The sequence below is a fragment of the Pseudomonas mediterranea CFBP 5447 genome (assembly GCF_000774145.1).
Taxonomy (GTDB): Bacteria; Pseudomonadota; Gammaproteobacteria; order Pseudomonadales; family Pseudomonadaceae; genus Aquipseudomonas; species Aquipseudomonas mediterranea.
In genome coordinates, this window is the sequence record NZ_KN322985.1 from 137,876 (window position 1) to 152,681 (window position 14,806).

General features: G+C 62.0%; 15 protein-coding genes. 8 read left to right on the plus strand and 7 right to left on the minus strand.

Annotated elements, in window-relative coordinates; translation table 11 throughout:
* The first annotated feature begins 6 nt into the window (after positions 1 to 6).
* From N005_RS12905 to N005_RS12920, 4 genes are all read left to right on the plus strand, one after another.
* Positions 7 to 690, plus strand: a complete 684-nt coding sequence (locus N005_RS12905; protein ID WP_047701548.1) for an ABC transporter ATP-binding protein — start codon at positions 7 to 9, stop codon at positions 688 to 690.
* Positions 690 to 3,194, plus strand: coding sequence for an ABC transporter permease (locus tag N005_RS12910; protein ID WP_047701549.1), 2,505 nt, complete (start codon positions 690 to 692; stop codon positions 3,192 to 3,194). Before N005_RS12905 ends, N005_RS12910 begins: the two co-directional genes overlap by 1 nt.
* 34 nt (positions 3,195 to 3,228) lie before the next feature.
* A complete protein-coding gene (gene greB / locus N005_RS12915) occupies positions 3,229 to 3,726 on the plus strand; it encodes a transcription elongation factor GreB (RefSeq protein ID WP_047701550.1) in 498 nt (165 codons plus the stop codon).
* Positions 3,727 to 3,862: 136 nt separating this feature from the next.
* Positions 3,863 to 4,750 carry a PI-PLC domain-containing protein gene (locus N005_RS12920; protein WP_047701551.1) on the plus strand — a complete coding sequence of 296 codons (888 nt, stop codon included), beginning with the start codon at positions 3,863 to 3,865 and terminating at the stop codon, positions 4,748 to 4,750.
* On the opposite strand, the gene N005_RS12925 is transcribed toward N005_RS12920, so the two are convergent.
* The 3 genes from N005_RS12925 to N005_RS12935 form a co-directional block, all read right to left on the minus strand.
* A complete protein-coding gene (locus N005_RS12925; RefSeq protein WP_047701552.1) occupies positions 4,737 to 5,042 on the minus strand; it encodes a hypothetical protein in 306 nt (101 codons plus the stop codon). The two genes, N005_RS12920 and N005_RS12925, sit on opposite strands and share 14 nt — an antisense overlap.
* A gap of 250 nt (positions 5,043 to 5,292) precedes the next feature.
* Positions 5,293 to 5,727, minus strand: coding sequence for a DoxX family protein (locus tag N005_RS12930; RefSeq protein WP_047701553.1), 435 nt, complete (start codon positions 5,725 to 5,727; stop codon positions 5,293 to 5,295).
* A gap of 100 nt (positions 5,728 to 5,827) precedes the next feature.
* Entirely contained in the window at positions 5,828 to 7,249 is a 1,422-nt protein-coding gene (locus N005_RS12935) for an MltF family protein (RefSeq protein WP_047701554.1), read from the minus strand.
* 237 nt (positions 7,250 to 7,486) lie between these two features.
* Between N005_RS12935 and N005_RS12940 the strand changes: the two genes are divergently transcribed.
* The 3 genes from N005_RS12940 to N005_RS12950 all read left to right on the plus strand — a co-directional run bounded on the left by N005_RS12940 (position 7,487) and on the right by N005_RS12950 (position 10,501).
* Complete coding sequence (locus N005_RS12940; protein ID WP_047701555.1) at positions 7,487 to 8,293, plus strand: TatD family hydrolase; 807 nt, start codon at positions 7,487 to 7,489, stop codon at positions 8,291 to 8,293.
* Positions 8,294 to 8,524: 231 nt separating this feature from the next.
* Positions 8,525 to 10,006, plus strand: coding sequence for a methyl-accepting chemotaxis protein (locus tag N005_RS12945; RefSeq protein ID WP_047701556.1), 1,482 nt, complete (start codon positions 8,525 to 8,527; stop codon positions 10,004 to 10,006).
* Between the two features lie 288 nt (positions 10,007 to 10,294).
* Positions 10,295 to 10,501 (plus strand): hypothetical protein, encoded by a 207-nt coding sequence (locus tag N005_RS12950; RefSeq protein WP_052126390.1) that lies wholly within the window; start codon positions 10,295 to 10,297, stop codon positions 10,499 to 10,501.
* A 13-nt stretch (positions 10,502 to 10,514) separates the two neighbouring features.
* Here the strand turns inward: N005_RS12950 and N005_RS12955 are convergent, their stop codons facing one another.
* The 3 genes from N005_RS12955 to N005_RS12965 all read right to left on the minus strand — a co-directional run bounded on the left by N005_RS12955 (position 10,515) and on the right by N005_RS12965 (position 12,704).
* Positions 10,515 to 11,312 (minus strand): acyl-CoA thioesterase, encoded by a 798-nt coding sequence (locus N005_RS12955; RefSeq protein ID WP_047701557.1) that lies wholly within the window; start codon positions 11,310 to 11,312, stop codon positions 10,515 to 10,517.
* Between the two features lie 234 nt (positions 11,313 to 11,546).
* Complete coding sequence (locus N005_RS12960) at positions 11,547 to 12,308, minus strand: CHAD domain-containing protein (RefSeq protein ID WP_047701558.1); 762 nt, start codon at positions 12,306 to 12,308, stop codon at positions 11,547 to 11,549.
* 105 nt (positions 12,309 to 12,413) lie between these two features.
* Positions 12,414 to 12,704 (minus strand): hypothetical protein, encoded by a 291-nt coding sequence (locus N005_RS12965; protein WP_047702214.1) that lies wholly within the window; start codon positions 12,702 to 12,704, stop codon positions 12,414 to 12,416.
* A gap of 207 nt (positions 12,705 to 12,911) precedes the next feature.
* Between N005_RS12965 and N005_RS12970 the strand changes: the two genes are divergently transcribed.
* Positions 12,912 to 13,949, plus strand: coding sequence for a patatin-like phospholipase family protein (locus N005_RS12970; protein WP_047701559.1), 1,038 nt, complete (start codon positions 12,912 to 12,914; stop codon positions 13,947 to 13,949).
* Between the two features lie 144 nt (positions 13,950 to 14,093).
* Here the strand turns inward: N005_RS12970 and N005_RS12975 are convergent, their stop codons facing one another.
* Entirely contained in the window at positions 14,094 to 14,792 is a 699-nt protein-coding gene (locus N005_RS12975) for a response regulator (RefSeq protein ID WP_047701560.1), read from the minus strand.
* Positions 14,793 to 14,806 lie beyond the last annotated feature (14 nt).

Sequence of the window (14,806 nt, forward strand, 5' to 3'; positions counted from 1 at the left end):
TTCTCCATGGGCTCAAGCATTCTCACCGCGAAGGACCTTAGCAAAGTGGTTCCCAGCGCGGAAGGTGAACTGACCATCCTGCACGAACTCAGCCTGGAACTGAACAAGGGCGACAGCCTGGCCATTGTCGGCGCGTCCGGTTCCGGCAAATCCACCCTACTGGGCCTGCTGGCCGGCCTGGACCTGCCCAGCGGCGGTGAAGTGACCCTCGCCGGGCAGGCCCTCAGCGCACTGGATGAAGACCAGCGGGCGCGGATCCGCGCCGAGCATGTCGGCTTCGTCTTCCAGTCGTTCCAACTGCTCGACAGCCTCAATGCGCTGGAAAACGTCATGCTGCCGCTGGAACTGGACGGTCGCAAGGATGCCCGCGAACGCGCCACGGAACTGTTGCAACGGGTCGGCCTGGGTCAGCGCCTGACCCACTCGCCTCGCCAGCTCTCCGGTGGCGAGCAGCAGCGCGTGGCAATTGCCCGTGCCTTCGCCGCCGAGCCCGATGTGCTCTTTGCCGACGAACCCACCGGCAACCTCGACAGCCACACCGGCGAGCGCATCAGCGATCTCTTGTTCGAACTGAACAAGGAAAGCGGTACGACCCTGGTGCTGGTCACCCACGACGAACGCCTGGCCCATCGCTGCCGGCGCCTGATCCGACTTGAAGCCGGCCAGATGGTCGCGCCCCTGGAGCCTTGATGGCACGCTTGCCGCTGTTGCGCCTGTTCAGTCTCGCTGTCCGTCAATTGCTGCGCGACGCCCGCGCCGGCGAGTTGCGCGTGTTGTTTTTCGCCTTGCTGGTCGCCGTGGCGGCCAGTACCGCCATCGGCTATTTCGGCGCCCGGCTCAACGGCGCGATGATGCTGCGCGCTACCGAATTCCTCGGCGCGGACCTGCTGCTCGAAGGCAGTTCGCCTGCCCGTCCCGAGCAGATCCGCAGCGGCACCGAGCTGGGCCTGGAGCATGCCCGTGTGGTGGAGTTTTCCAGCGTCGTCGCCACCGACAACGGCATCCAGCTTTCCAGCGTCAAGGCTGCCGACGACCTCTACCCGCTGCGCGGCGAGCTGAAGAGCGCCCCTTCCCCCTTTGCCCCGGAAGAGCCCGGCGGACGACCGAACCCGGGCGAGGCGTGGGTCGAAGCCCGGCTGCTGACAGCACTGGACCTGAAGATCGGCGACAGCATCGACGTCGGCAACACCACCTTGCGCCTGAGCCGGGTGCTGACCTACGAGCCGGATCGCGCCGGCAATTTCTACAGCCTCACGCCCCGGGTCATGATCAACCTCAAGGATCTGGAAGCCACCGGCGTGGTGCAGCCGGGCAGCCGCGTCAGCTATCGCGACCTCTGGCGAGGCCCGGCATCCGCCCTGCAAACCTATCGCGACCTGATCAAGCCGGGCCTGGAAGCCAACCAGCGCCTGCAAGATGCCCGCGACGGCAACCGGCAGATCGGTGGCGCCCTGGGCAAGGCCGAGCGCTACCTGAACATGGCCAGCCTGGTGGCGGTGCTGTTGTCCGGCGTCGCGGTGGCGCTCTCCGCCAATCGTTTCGCCACCCGGCGCTTCGATGCCAGTGCACTGTTGCGCTGCCTGGGCCTGTCACGTCGGGAAACCATGCTGCTGTTCAGCCTGCAACTGACGGTACTGGGCCTGCTGGCGAGTCTCAGCGGCGCCCTGCTCGGCTGGATCGCCCAGTTGGGACTGTTCGCCCTGCTGCATGACCTGCTCCCCGCCACGGTACCGCCGGGCGGCCTGTTGCCGGCCATCGCCGGGATCGGCACCGGGCTGGTGGCGCTGGCGGGGTTCGCCCTGCCGCCCCTGGCCGCGTTGGGGCGGGTGCCGCCATTGCGCGTATTGCGCCGGGACATGCTGCCCATCCCTTCCAGTACCTGGGTGGTCTATGGTGCCGCGCTGGGTGCCCTTGGCCTGATCATGTGGCGCCTGAGCCTGGACCTGGTGCTGACCTTCGCCCTGCTCGGCGGCGGTGTCGTCGCCGCGCTGGTGCTCGGCGGCCTGCTGTTGCTGCTGCTTCAAAGCCTGCGTCGGATGCTTGCCCGTGCGTCCCTGCCCTGGCGGCTGGGGCTCGGCCAGCTGTTGCGCCACCCCCTCGCCGCCGCAGGCCAGGCATTGGCATTCGGCCTGATCCTGTTGTCCATGGCCTTGATCGCACTGTTGCGCGGCGAGTTGCTGGACACCTGGCAGAACCAGCTGCCGAAAAATGCTCCCAACTACTTCGCCCTGAACATCCTGCCCAATGACAAGCAGGCCTTCACCGACAAGCTGTTGCAGTTGTCGGCGCAATCGGCCCCGCTCTATCCCGTGGTGCCGGGGCGGCTCATCAGCATCAACGGCGAACCGGCCAGGGAGTTCGTCACCAAGGACTCGGCCGGGGACCGCGCACTGCAACGCGACCTGAGCCTGACCTGGGCCGCGGACCTGCCGGAAGGTAACGTCGTCACCGCCGGGAACTGGTGGCCGCAGCAGCCGCCGGACGATATACCAGGGGTGTCGGTGGAAGGCAAAGTGGCCGAGAACCTGCAGATCAAGCTGGGCGACCGGCTGGTGTTCAGCGTGGGTGGCGTCAACCGCGAAGCGAAGGTCACCAGCCTGCGGGAGATCAACTGGGACAACTTCCAACCCAACTTCTTCATGATCTTCCAACCCGGCACCCTGAAGGACTTGCCGGCCACCTACCTCACCAGCTTCTACCTGGCCGCCGGTCACGACCAGCAGATTGTCGACCTGGCCCGGGCCTTCCCGGCCGTGACGATCCTGCAGGTCGAAGCCTTGCTGCAACAACTGCGCAGCATCCTGGCCCAGGTGACCCTGGCCGTGGAGTATGTGCTGCTGTTTGTGCTGGCGGCGGGCATGGCGGTGCTGTTCTCCGGACTGCAGGCCACCCTTGATGAACGGATTCGCCAAGGCGCGCTGCTGCGGGCCCTGGGGGCGGAGCGCCCCCTGCTGGTCAAGGCCCGTCGCATCGAATTCGGCCTGTTGGGTGCGGTCAGCGGGTTGCTGGCGGCCCTGGGCTCGGAACTGGTCAGCCTGGTGCTCTACCGCTTTGCCTTCGATCTGCCCTGGCATCCGCATCCATGGTTATTGATGTTGCCGCTGGTAGGCGCTTTGCTGATCGGTGCGGCGGGGGTGTTCGGCACCCGGCGGGCGCTCAACGCCAGCCCGCTGACAGTGTTGCGCGAGGGTTGATAGACTTCCGTCCTCACCATCACAAGAAATTGCCATGAGCCGTTATCGCCCACCTCGCACCGCTGGCACCGCGCTGATCACCCCCGAGGGCGAGGCGCGGATGCGCGCCGAGTTCCACGAGCTTTGGCATGTGCGCCGCCCTCAAGTGACCCAGGCGGTCAGCGAGGCGGCGGCCCAGGGGGATCGTTCGGAGAATGCCGAATACACCTACGGCAAGAAAATGCTGCGGGAAATCGACAGCCGCGTCCGCTTCCTCACCAAGCGCCTCGAAGCACTCAAAGTCGTCAGTGAAAAACCCAGCGACCCGAACAAGGTGTATTTCGGCGCCTGGGTCACGGTCGAGGACGAGGACGGTAACGAGGCTCGCTATCGCATCGTCGGGCCTGATGAACTGGACTTGAAGCAGAACCTGATCAGCATCGACTCGCCGCTGGCGCGGGCACTGATTGGCAAGGCACTGGACGCTGAAGTCAGGGTGCTGACACCGACAGGCGAGAAACTGGTCTATATCGTGGACATCACTTATCCATGACCCGCTGATAAAGCCCCTCCGCCTCGAAACATCCCAGCAAACTTGATCCTTTGACAAGATGACAGCGCTGCGCAGAATGAACGGCGCGCGCTGCCTCGCGCCTTTCGCTCAGAACATTATTCAAGGATGAATAATCATGAAGGCTACCCACCATGGATTGGACTGCTGGATGTACAACACCCCTCAGTTATACAAACTGCGCATCGACGAACTGATTCTGCCCGGCACCCATGACTCCGGCGCGGACAAAAAAGCCCCAAACCCTACACTGCCTCAGGAAAAAACCCAGGACGTACCGATCATCGAACAGATCCTGGCAGGCTTTCGCGTGCTCGACCTGCGCGTGGAGTTCTCCGCCAATGCCTCCGTCGGCAGCGACAAGCGCTTCCAACTGTTTCACCTCACCTCCTCCGGACGCACGGTGGGCGGTGACGTTCTGGCACCATTGAATGAGTTTTACGATGACCCCGAACACAAGGCCGCGAGGGCAAGGGAAATCGTTATCTTGAACTTCCATAAGTTCAAGCATTTCAACCGAGCCATCCACCGGGAATTGCACAGCCTGATCGACTCGAAAATCGGACAACGGCTGGTCCCCCGCAACTGGCGGCGTTCAACGCTGGGAGATATATGGACTCATCGCCCGGAGAGGACCGTGGTCATTGCCTACAATCATCGCGTGAGGGCCAAGTACTGGAAAGGCGTGGAGCATCAATGGAGCGGCCAGAACCTGAACACTACCGCAGCCTTGAAGACATTCATGGATGAACAATCCGCCAGGAAGAAACCTGACTTCGTATTGCGCTCGATACAATGCGCCAAATACGTGCTGCCCTTTCATCTTCCCGACGACTTCAGTGGAAAGATAGATGAGTGGTTCGAGTCCAGGAACAGCAACAGTTATATCCAGCGCTTCCACATCATCAATACCGATTGGTCGACCCGCAGCCGAATTGTATTCAACTGCATGCACGCCAACGGAATAAGGGCAATGGCCAAGGCAGACAGCCTCAACGTCGAGTGATCAGCCCTTGCCGCGCCACACGGGTCAACTGCCGGATCATTTCAGGAGCATCCGCCGCGCTGGGTGATTGAATGACCGCCAGATCGAAACTGTCGTTGGCGAAACGTGCCAGGGACTCGCCATCTTCGACAAACTGGATCAGGAACGCAGCGGGCCCGTGGCTGCGACGCGGCCAGCCATCGAGATAACGCAACAGCGTTGGCTGATGGGTACCGCCCAAGAGGATTTTTGGATTGCGTTGAAGACTCGCCGTGATCGGCGCAAGACGTACAAGGGGGCTGGGTGCATTCATCGTGTCGTGTCTCTGCCTCAAAAAGTCTGCATGGCAGGTGAGAGGCAACACCGAACCAGCGCTTTAGCGGTATTTCGAAGCCTGTTCCAAGCTTCTCACGATGACTGGATGAGTCACCTGGCGCCCCGCAAGTAGCTGTTTAAATCGGCGCATGAGCAGCATCCTAGAGAAGCCGACGGGCCAGTGTCAAGAATCTGCAGCCACAAAAAAGGCCCGTACCAGACGGGCCTTCGAGGGTTCGACTCGGTGATCAGCCGGCGATGGCGCGATCAATCGACAGCTTGCCGGCGCCCTCGATCAACACCGCAATACTCGCGGCCAGCAACGCCAGGGCAAATTCATAACCATTGTTCGCCATGAACAGGCCGTTGCCGATGTGCACGGAAAAAATGGCCACCAGGGAGAGGAAGGCCAGCCCCAGCGCCGCCGGACGAGCCAGCAGGCCCACGATCAATGCCAGCCCGGCAAAAAACTCGGTGCCACCGGCCAATGTGGCCATTACGTAGCCGGGTGTCAGGCCGATGCTTTCCATCCACTGCGCGGTACCCGCCAGCCCGTAGCCACCGAACAGACCAAAGAGCTTCTGCGAGCCGTGAGCCGCGAAGATGACACCGACTGCGATGCGCAGGACGGTCAGGCCGAAGCCGGCACGGGTAGACAGGATTTTGTTGATGAAGGAGCTCATAGGTTCATTTCCTTGGAATGTGTGGGATGGGGCGCCATATTAATCAGTTAAATTCATATGAAAAGCGCAAAAAATGCGCCATACAAATCTATTTATTCGATCACTTGCGCAGTGCAACCTTTTGCTCCTTCGGTTCCAACGACTCCCGCTCCCGATCAAACGCCAGATAATATTTGTTCACACTATTAACGTAGCTGACGGCGCCCATTCCTACCTGCTCCATGGCAATGCGTTCGACCTGGAAAAACCACTGGTTGGGATTCAATCCCCGCCGCCGGGCCTCGGCACGCATGCCCTGGACGCGCTCGGGCCCCATGTTGTAGGCGGCCAGCACAAAAGCCATGCGTTCGCGCTCGTTGAGCTTGGGACTTGAGAAAAACTTGCGGCGAATCATGGCCAGATACTTCGCACCGGCCTGGACATTGGCGTCCAGGTTCTGAATGTTGCCAACCCCGACCCGCTGGGCCGCCGCCGGCGTGATCTGCATCAGCCCGGTGGGGCCGCTACCGCTGCGGGCGCTGGGTAGCAGGGCGGACTCCTTGAAGGCCAGGGCCGCCAGGTTGAGCCAGTCCATATCCTGGGCCTCGGCATGTTTTTGCAGCACCGGGCGCAGCTTCTCCAGCCGCTGGCGGTCGGCCCGGGCCAGCGGATAATGAACCTGGTACAAACGGCGGTAGATGCGCAGGAAAGCCGCGTCCTCGTTGGAGGGTGCCTTGTAGGTCGTCAGGAAGCCGTTGATGCTCGCTCGCAGCATGGCGGCGTCGCGGCGAACGAACCAATGTTCGTTATCCGGGTCACCGATCAGCAACTGCCGATCGAAACGCAGCTTGGGCAGGATCTTGCCCCAGCGCTCGGCGATGGGTTGCTCGACAATGGTCAGATGGAAAATCCCGCCCTGGACCATTTCCAGCACATCCTCCACCGCCAGGGTGGGGTCGACCCATTCGATCTTCACCGGCGATAACTTGAGCAGCGCCAGCTTCTGATTGATCTGGCCCACCGCCTCCCCCGCCGCACTGCCATTGGGCAAGGCCAGGGTCTTGCCGGACAGCTGTTCCACCCGGGTGTAGCGTTTCTCCCCCTTGATGCCCACCAGCATCAGCGGCACGCCGCTGCGAATCGGATCGCTGGCACTGACCGCGTGACTGGCCAGGGGCTCGAGCAATTCGCCCGGCGCGACAAGGTCGCCCTCTCCTCGCTGCAGGGCACCGAGCAATTGGTCCTTGGCCTTGGGAATGATCTTGAGGGTGATTTCCTGGCCATCCCGGGCATGACCGTTGAGGTATTGTTCGAATGCCCGCAAACGATGATATTCGACACCGATGGGTTGCCCCTGGACTTCCCCGGAGCTGTTGCGGCTTTGGTTGACCAATACTTTCAGTACGCGACTGCTGCGGATCTGCGCCAAGTCGCGCACCGTCCCTGGCGCCACCGCCTGCACGGGCCCGGGCAGCCGCGCCTCGGCCGGCATCGGCAGCAACAGTGAGCAACACAGCAGTAGCAACACCTGGGGACGTGTCATCCACTCTCCGGAAGGAATACCGCGCCCCCGCCTTCCTGAAAAAAAGAGGCTTGGGTCGACAGAAACAGAGCACCTGGGGCGCTGAAAAGTGCGCAAGACTGGCACAGCGATGGCTTTTATACCAACCCGACCTGTCTCGTGGCCTCAACAGACAGCCTCAACTCGTTGTAGTTCTTGGCTTTTCTTATAAATCTACAGCTCTGATATGCTTTCCGGCCTTTGGGCCGAGGTAGCACCATGCAACTCATCGATATCGGCGTCAACCTGACCAACCCCAGTTTCGCTGACAAACACCAGGCGGTGCTTGAGCGCGCCTATGAAGCGGGGGTGTGCCAATTGGTATTGACCGGCACCAGCATCGAGGGCAGCGAACAGGCGCTTGAACTCTGTCAACAGCTGGATGAGAGCGGCGAACGCCTGTTCTCCACCGCCGGCATCCATCCCCACAGCGCCAGCGACTGGACCGCCGACAGCGCCCGGCACCTCAAGGACCTGCTGAAGCAAAACCGCGTCCGTGCGGTGGGAGAATGCGGACTGGATTTCAACCGGGACTTCGCCCCTCGCCCACAACAGGAGAAGGTCCTGGAAGAACACCTCGCCCTGGCGGCAGAGCTGCAGCTTCCGGTCTTTCTGCACGAACGCGACGCCGACCAGCGCTTGTTGGAGATCCTGCGGGATTTCCGCGACCGTCTGCCGGCGGCTGTGGTGCATTGCTTTACCGGCGAGAAGAAGGCGCTGTTCAACTACCTCGACCTGGACCTGCACATCGGCATCACCGGCTGGATCTGCGATGAACGCCGGGGCACGCATTTGCATCCGTTGGTACGCGAGATCCCTCGCGGGCGGCTGATGCTCGAAAGCGATGCTCCCTACCTGCTGCCCCGCACCTTGCGTCCCAAACCCAAGAACGGTCGCAACGAGCCGGCCTACCTGACGGAAGTCTTGCGGGAAATCGCCTTGCATCGGGGCGAAACCCAGGATGACCTGGCGGCACACAGCACAGCATGCGCGCGGGCCTTCTTCGGGTTGCCCACGATCTCCTGAACCCAGATCCCTTGTGGGAGCGAGCCTGCTCGCGATGGCGGTTAGTCAGCTTGCAGATAGGTGACTGACCCACCGCTATCGCGAGCAGGCTCGCTCCCACGGGGGCCCTTCTACAAAAGCTTCTGGCCAGCCATCAGCTCTGTTGACCCACATCAAAACTCCAGCCTCCGAAATAGCGGCAGAATAATGGCACCTTGCCAAAACTGTTTCCGCTATCAGAGAAGACCTTCCATGGGTGCCTGGCTTAGCAATATCTCATTGAAATACAAATTCTGGGCGGTCAATGCGGTCGCGTTCGTGACCACCTTGCTGCTCGTGCTCTATGCGGTGCAACTCGAACAACAGGCCCGCAATCAGGCGGCCCGGGAGAATGCCCAGGCCCAGGCGCGCCTGTTCAGCACCTGGCCGGCCGGGCAAGCGCTGCCCAAGGCCGACAACCTGCTGGCTTTCCAGCAAGGCCAGGCGCCCACGTTCAACGCTCAGTCGTTGCCTTCCCTGGCGCAGGCGCAGGGCTGGGTCGATCTGGATCCCAAGCCGCTCGTCGGTCATCAGCCGTTGCTGGGCGCTGAAGTCATCCAACGCGGCAACGGCCAACAACTTGCCATCCTGGCCCAGGGTGCAAGCCTGAGTCAGGTATTCGGCGAGCGTTTCGGCCAATACGCCGTGGCGGTATTCGTATTGATGCTGGCCATGCTGGGCGCGTCGCAGCTGTTGATCCGCTTCCTGTTGAGCCAGCTCAACACCCTGAAGGACGTGATGCTGCATGTGGAGAAAACCGGCGATCTGTCCGCCCGCGTGCCCCTGGCCTGCGAGGATGAAGTAGGCCAGATGGCCGCCGCATTCAACGCCATGCAGGCCGGTTATCAACGGGTGGTCGATACCGTGGCCAGCACCGCCCGCCAACTGGACAGTGGCGCGGCACGATTGGCTTCGAGCATGAGCGAGGTTCGCCACGGCATGCTTGGGCAGCAGAGCGAAACCGATCAGGCGGCGACGGCGATCAATGAGATGTCCGCCACGGTGTATCACATCGCCCAACATGCCGGCGCCACTCGCGACCTGTCGAAAGCCGCCGACACCCTGGCCGGCAATGGCCGCGAGGTGGTCAATCGGGTGGAGCAGTCAATTACCGGCCTGTCCTCCGGGGTGCAGCAGACCGCCGAAATGATCCAGCGCCTGGCCGAAGACAGTCAAAAGATCAACAGCGTGGTCAGCGTGATCCACAGCATCGCGGAGCAGACCAACCTGTTGGCTCTCAACGCCGCCATCGAAGCGGCGCGGGCCGGGGAAATGGGACGGGGGTTTGCCGTGGTGGCCGACGAGGTACGCAACCTCGCCAAACGGGTGCAGATCTCCACGGATGAAATCACCACCATGGTGTCAGCCCTGCAGGCGGGCACCCAGGACGCGGTGGACTTCATGCAGGAAAGCTCCTACAAGGCCGACGATTGCGTACAGCAGGCCCGCGAAGCCGGCGAGGCACTGGCGCAGATCACCGGAGCGGTGGCCCAGATGCGCGAGAGCAACACGCAGATCGCCGTCGCCGCCGAGCAACAAAGCCAGGTGGCCGAGGAAATGAACCGGGCAGTGGTGGGCATTCGCGACGTGACCGAAAACACCGTGCGCCAGACCGTGGACTCGGCTACCACTAGTCATGAACTGGCGACCCTGGCGGGCGAACTGAGCAAGGCGATCGGGCAGCTCAAGCTTTAGAACTGCGTGCGGGAGGCCTCGACTGCGCTTCCCTTGTGGCGAGGGGATTTATCCCCGCTGGGTCGCACAGCGACCCCAATACAGCTGACCAAAGTTTCAAGTCTTATGAAGGCTGCTTTTGAGAGGGGCGCTTCGCCCCCCAACGGGGATAAATCCCCTCGCCACAAAAGTAACTCTCACCTCCACAGTCATGGTCACCTATCGCATCCATAGCCAACCGCGATTCGCCGCCCCACCCCGCCGCGCCTATTCTTGTATCAATCGATGTCAGGAATAAGGAACCGCATCATGCACAAACCTCACTTCCCCCTTGCAGGCTGGCAATGGCGCGCCTTCAACCCGACCCATCTGGGGTTGCAGCTGATCGCCGTGCCCTTGCTCATCATCGCGTCGTTGCTGATCGTCTCGGGCGCGCTCAACCTGAACCTGGCGGACATCAGCATTGGCATCATCGCGGTATTCGCCTCGCTGGGATTGTTGCGTCAACCTCACTGAGCGCCCACGTACCTCAGCCGAAAATCGTCACCGTCTGCCGGCTCATGGCGATCAGGCGGCCATCGGCGCTCCAGAACTTCGCGGCGACGTGACCGTAGCCGTCCTGGGCGTGCTCGATCTCGGCCAGGTACTTGCACCAGTCCAACGTCGTCAGCGCCAGCACCGGCTGGACGAATTCGATGGTCCAGGTGAGCGTACTGCCCGGCGCCATTTGTGTCAGATGAGGCAACAGCGCGGGTGGCCAGGCATCCACCAGCGCGAGGATGTGGGCTTCATTGAGCGGCTCTTCCTTCACGTCCCCACGCAACCGTACCCAGCCGCCCATGCTGCGGGATTTATTGCCGGTGAACGGCAGGCCACCGACACTCCAGCACATCGCCAGATGCCGCATGAACTCCGGCGTACCACCCTTGATGTATGGTAGCTCCTGGCAGTGCTCGACGCTTTTGAACTCTGGTGCGGGATCGGCCTGCACCGCCACTACGGAGGAACGTGATGCACCGAAGCTGCCTTGCACCACGGTCACCACCTGGCCGTTCTGCACCGCACGCCCCTGCACCTGACTGACCGCCTTGCCTTCACGCAGCACTTCGACTTCAAAGCTGACGGGCACGTCCGGTTCGACCGGGCCGACGAAGGTAATCGCCAGGGAGCGCACCGGACGGTCCGCCGGCACCTGTGCACGCATCGCCTCATACTGCAGTGCCGCCACCAGCCCGCCAAAAGTAGCGCGTCCTTGACCCCATTCAGGCGCGATGGTCACGGCATCTGGCTGACGACGCACAGCCTCGATCAAATCGGAAAAGCGCATGGCAACCTCGAAAGCATGGGAAAAAGATGAAGGAATCTTAACCAGCCGGGATCAGCGACACAGCGCTCATTCCGGCCAAAGAGGCTGACAGATAGGCCGCCACGTTGGAATCCACCGAAAGACTATTGTGGGAGCGAGCCTGCTCGCGATGGCGGAGGGGCAGGCAACATGGATGCACGTTGACCCGGCGCTATCGCGAGCAGGCTCGCTCCCACAGGGGGATAGGTGTGGAGTTCAGGATTTGTGAAAGCAGCTGGCAATCAACTTATCGAGGACCTTGTCAGCCTTGGCTTCGGCCAGGGTCATGGTAGTGCGCCAGACCGGCACGCAGGGTTGCAGGTCATGTTCCTGTTCGGCGCGGGCCAGCCATTGCCAGCAGTCATGCCAATCGCCCAGGGCGCCTTGGGCGGACTTGAGTCGTGGCATGGCCGCTTCCGGCAGGCGATCGAGTTCCGGGTAGGCTTCGATCGCATAGCGCACGCGCTTGATCAGCAGCCGCAACCGGTGGCGGTCATGGGCCGGATCACGCAACGCTTCACCGAGTTTTTTCCACTGTTTGTCCAGACGCTTTTCGATGCGTTTGCGCAACCCCTTGAGCAGGCCCTGACGCTGGGCAGCGCGAATGAAGCGCGGAAATGCGTCGAGGATCATCAACAGTTGCGTCACCTCCCGGCTCGCGGCCACGGCTGGATAGGCGTCGGCCATCTGCAGCCGGCGCCGTTGTGCCGCGTCGGTATTGCCGTGCTCCTCCAGATAGGCCGCCAACACTTCCCGGTCACGCAATGGTGTAGTCAGGGTGCCGACTGCCGAAGCGGCTGTTTCCAGCTGTTCGACACCCGGCAAGCCGCGTAACGGGCGCAGCAGGCTGCGCAAACGGCGAACCGTGGTCCGCAGGTCATGCAGCGCTTCGCTGTCGGTATGGGCGTTCAGGCGGGCCTGGCAGGCCAACAGGCGGACTTCCAGGCCCAGTATCCGGGCCACCAGCCGATCGATCATGGGACGTACTCCGTACCCAGTTGCAAGCCTCAAGCTTCAAGCTGCAAGAGAGGCGTGTCGCGTGCTTCTCTCTTGCAGCTTGTCGCCGACAACTTGCCGCTGCTTTTATCGTCCCGCACGGGACTCGCGGATGTAGAAGCGCGCCTTCTCGGCCTTTTTGGAGCAGCCTTCGAACGCTTCGAATTGCTGCTGGGTCTTGGCACCCGTCAGCAGCGACAGGGCCTTGGAGTAGCTGACAGTACCGGCAAAACCTTCGGCCTTGGCGAGGTCCAGTTCATGCCACGCGGCATCGAGCTGGCTACCGCAGCTGTCACGATAAGCTGTTTTGCCTGCGCAACCGGCCAGGGCCAGAACCATCAGGGATGCTACCAGGGGCAGGCAGTTCCGGGCTTTCATCATTACACCTCAGTCAGGTCAAACAGTCGTGCTGGTAAGACGGTCGCAAAGGCGAAAAGTGCCTTGGCCCGACCGCCTTAATTCAAGTGTGGGCGAGCATACAAAAATGTCACACCTGCGTGTCAGAAAACGACGCCCGTGCCACAACGATTGAGCCGGGCGCTCGATAAGTGCATTGTTGAAGTCTGTTCGACAAGAGGCCGGGTCATGACAAAACGTGTCGCATTGGTACTGGGTTCGGGCGGCGCCCGGGGCTACGCCCATATCGGAGTGATCGAGGAAATAGAACGGCGCGGCTACGACATCGCCTGCATCGCCGGTTGCTCGATGGGGGCCGTAGTGGGTGGCATCTATGCCGCCGGCAAGCTCCGGGATTATCGCAATTGGATCGAAAGCCTGGATTACCTGGACGTTTTGCGGCTGGTGGATGTCAGTTTTCGCCTCGGTGCGATCCGCGGTGAAAAAGTTTTCGGACAGATCCGCAAGATCGTCGGCGAACTCAACATCGAAGACTTGCGCATTCCCTACACCGCCGTGGCCACGGACCTGACCAACCAACAGGAAATCTGGTTCCAGGAAGGTTGCCTGCATCAGGCGATGCGCGCCTCGGCGGCGATTCCCAGCCTGTTCACGCCAGTGATGCAAGGCAACCGCATGCTGGTGGACGGTGGCCTGCTCAATCCGCTGCCGATCGTGCCGGTGGTGTCCAGCCACTGTGATCTGATCATCGCGGTCAACCTCAACGCCACCAACCAGCGACAGTACAGCCTGCCAGTGATTCCACGTCCCGCCGCATTCCGGAGCCGATTCGACAACCTCATCAGTTCCCTGGGCTCGAAGTTGCCGTTTCGGCGCAAGCAGGCCGAGCAATTGTTATTGCTGGAGCAGGAAGCGTTGAAAGCCGAGGCCGCCGACATCAACCCCTGGCTCGAATCCGTCGAACCCGAAGGCCAACAACCGGCCGCCGCGCCGGAGACTGAAGGCGCACCGAAGTCCGCCACCGGTTCGTTCATCATCGATAACGTCGGCCCGGCCTCGTTACTGGATTTGATCAACCAGAGTTTCGAAGTGATGCAGACCTCATTGGCCCAATACAAGATCGCCGGGTATCCCCCGGACGTACTGATCAACGTGCCGAAACGGGTGTGCCGATTCTTCGAGTTCTACAAGGCGCCGGAGTTGATCGCCTTGGGGCGGGAGATTGCCAGCGATACTTTGGATCGGTATGAGAGTGAACGGAGCTGAGATTCTTTCAGCGGGTGTCAGGGCCTCATCGCGAGCAGGCTCGCTCCCACATTTGGATCGAGGCAAGACACCTGTTTGTGGACACCGCTCGTCCAATGTGGGAGCGAGCCTGCTCGCGAAGGCAATCGCCCTGGCGAAGAAGAACTAAAGCCCACCCTCTCCCAACAACCGATACCCCACCCCCGCCTCGGTCACAATGAACCGTGGACGGGTCGGATCGTCGGCCAGTTTTTGCCGCAGGTGGCCGACCACGATGCGCAGATAGTGGCTGTCCTCGGTGTGGGTCGGGCCCCAGATGTCCTTGAGCAATTGCTGCTGGGTGATGACCCGTCCGGGGTGCCGCGCCAGTTGCGCCAGCACGGCGTATTCCTTGCGGGTCAGGGCCACTTCGCTGCCATCCAGCAGCACCCGGCGATAAGCCAGGTCCACCGTCAGCGGCCCCAGCGTCAGCGCCGCTTCCCGCGCCTCTCCGGCCGGCGCCTGGCGCAAGAGGGCGCGGACCCTGGCCAGGAATTCCTGGATGCCGAACGGCTTGGTCACGTAATCATTGGCGCCGTTGTCCAGCGCCTCGACTTTCTGCGCTTCGCTGGCCCGTACCGATAGCACCAGCACCGGCACCGTCGACCATTGGCGGAACTCGCACAACACCTGTTGGCCATCCATGTCCGGCAGGCCGAGGTCGAGCACCAGCAGATCGGGCTTGTTCAATGCCGCCTGGGCCAGGCCATCGGCCCCCGTACCGGCCTCGAGCACCTTGTAGCCCTGGGAGGCCAGGCTGATGCGCAGGAATTTGCGGATCTGCGGCTCATCATCGATAACCAGGAGGGTCGCGGTCTGGCTCATGGGTTCCGTTCACT

What these genes read in the sequence shown, in the direction of transcription:
- N005_RS12920 (WP_047701551.1), top strand. Translation starts at nt 3,863, where the DNA reads ATGAAGGCTACCCACCATGGATTGGACTGCTGGATGTACAACACCCCT.
- N005_RS12950 (WP_052126390.1), top strand. Translation starts at nt 10,295, where the DNA reads ATGCACAAACCTCACTTCCCCCTTGCAGGCTGGCAATGGCGCGCCTTC.
- N005_RS12960 (WP_047701558.1), bottom strand. Translation starts at nt 12,308, where the DNA reads ATGATCGATCGGCTGGTGGCCCGGATACTGGGCCTGGAAGTCCGCCTG.
- N005_RS12910 (WP_047701549.1), top strand. Translation starts at nt 690, where the DNA reads ATGGCACGCTTGCCGCTGTTGCGCCTGTTCAGTCTCGCTGTCCGTCAA.
- N005_RS12905 (WP_047701548.1), top strand. Translation starts at nt 7, where the DNA reads ATGGGCTCAAGCATTCTCACCGCGAAGGACCTTAGCAAAGTGGTTCCC.
- N005_RS12945 (WP_047701556.1), top strand. Translation starts at nt 8,525, where the DNA reads ATGGGTGCCTGGCTTAGCAATATCTCATTGAAATACAAATTCTGGGCG.
- N005_RS12970 (WP_047701559.1), top strand. Translation starts at nt 12,912, where the DNA reads ATGACAAAACGTGTCGCATTGGTACTGGGTTCGGGCGGCGCCCGGGGC.
- N005_RS12975 (WP_047701560.1), bottom strand. Translation starts at nt 14,792, where the DNA reads ATGAGCCAGACCGCGACCCTCCTGGTTATCGATGATGAGCCGCAGATC.
- N005_RS12935 (WP_047701554.1), bottom strand. Translation starts at nt 7,249, where the DNA reads ATGACACGTCCCCAGGTGTTGCTACTGCTGTGTTGCTCACTGTTGCTG.
- N005_RS12925 (WP_047701552.1), bottom strand. Translation starts at nt 5,042, where the DNA reads ATGAATGCACCCAGCCCCCTTGTACGTCTTGCGCCGATCACGGCGAGT.
- N005_RS12940 (WP_047701555.1), top strand. Translation starts at nt 7,487, where the DNA reads ATGCAACTCATCGATATCGGCGTCAACCTGACCAACCCCAGTTTCGCT.
- greB (WP_047701550.1), top strand. Translation starts at nt 3,229, where the DNA reads ATGAGCCGTTATCGCCCACCTCGCACCGCTGGCACCGCGCTGATCACC.
- N005_RS12930 (WP_047701553.1), bottom strand. Translation starts at nt 5,727, where the DNA reads ATGAGCTCCTTCATCAACAAAATCCTGTCTACCCGTGCCGGCTTCGGC.
- N005_RS12965 (WP_047702214.1), bottom strand. Translation starts at nt 12,704, where the DNA reads ATGAAAGCCCGGAACTGCCTGCCCCTGGTAGCATCCCTGATGGTTCTG.
- N005_RS12955 (WP_047701557.1), bottom strand. Translation starts at nt 11,312, where the DNA reads ATGCGCTTTTCCGATTTGATCGAGGCTGTGCGTCGTCAGCCAGATGCC.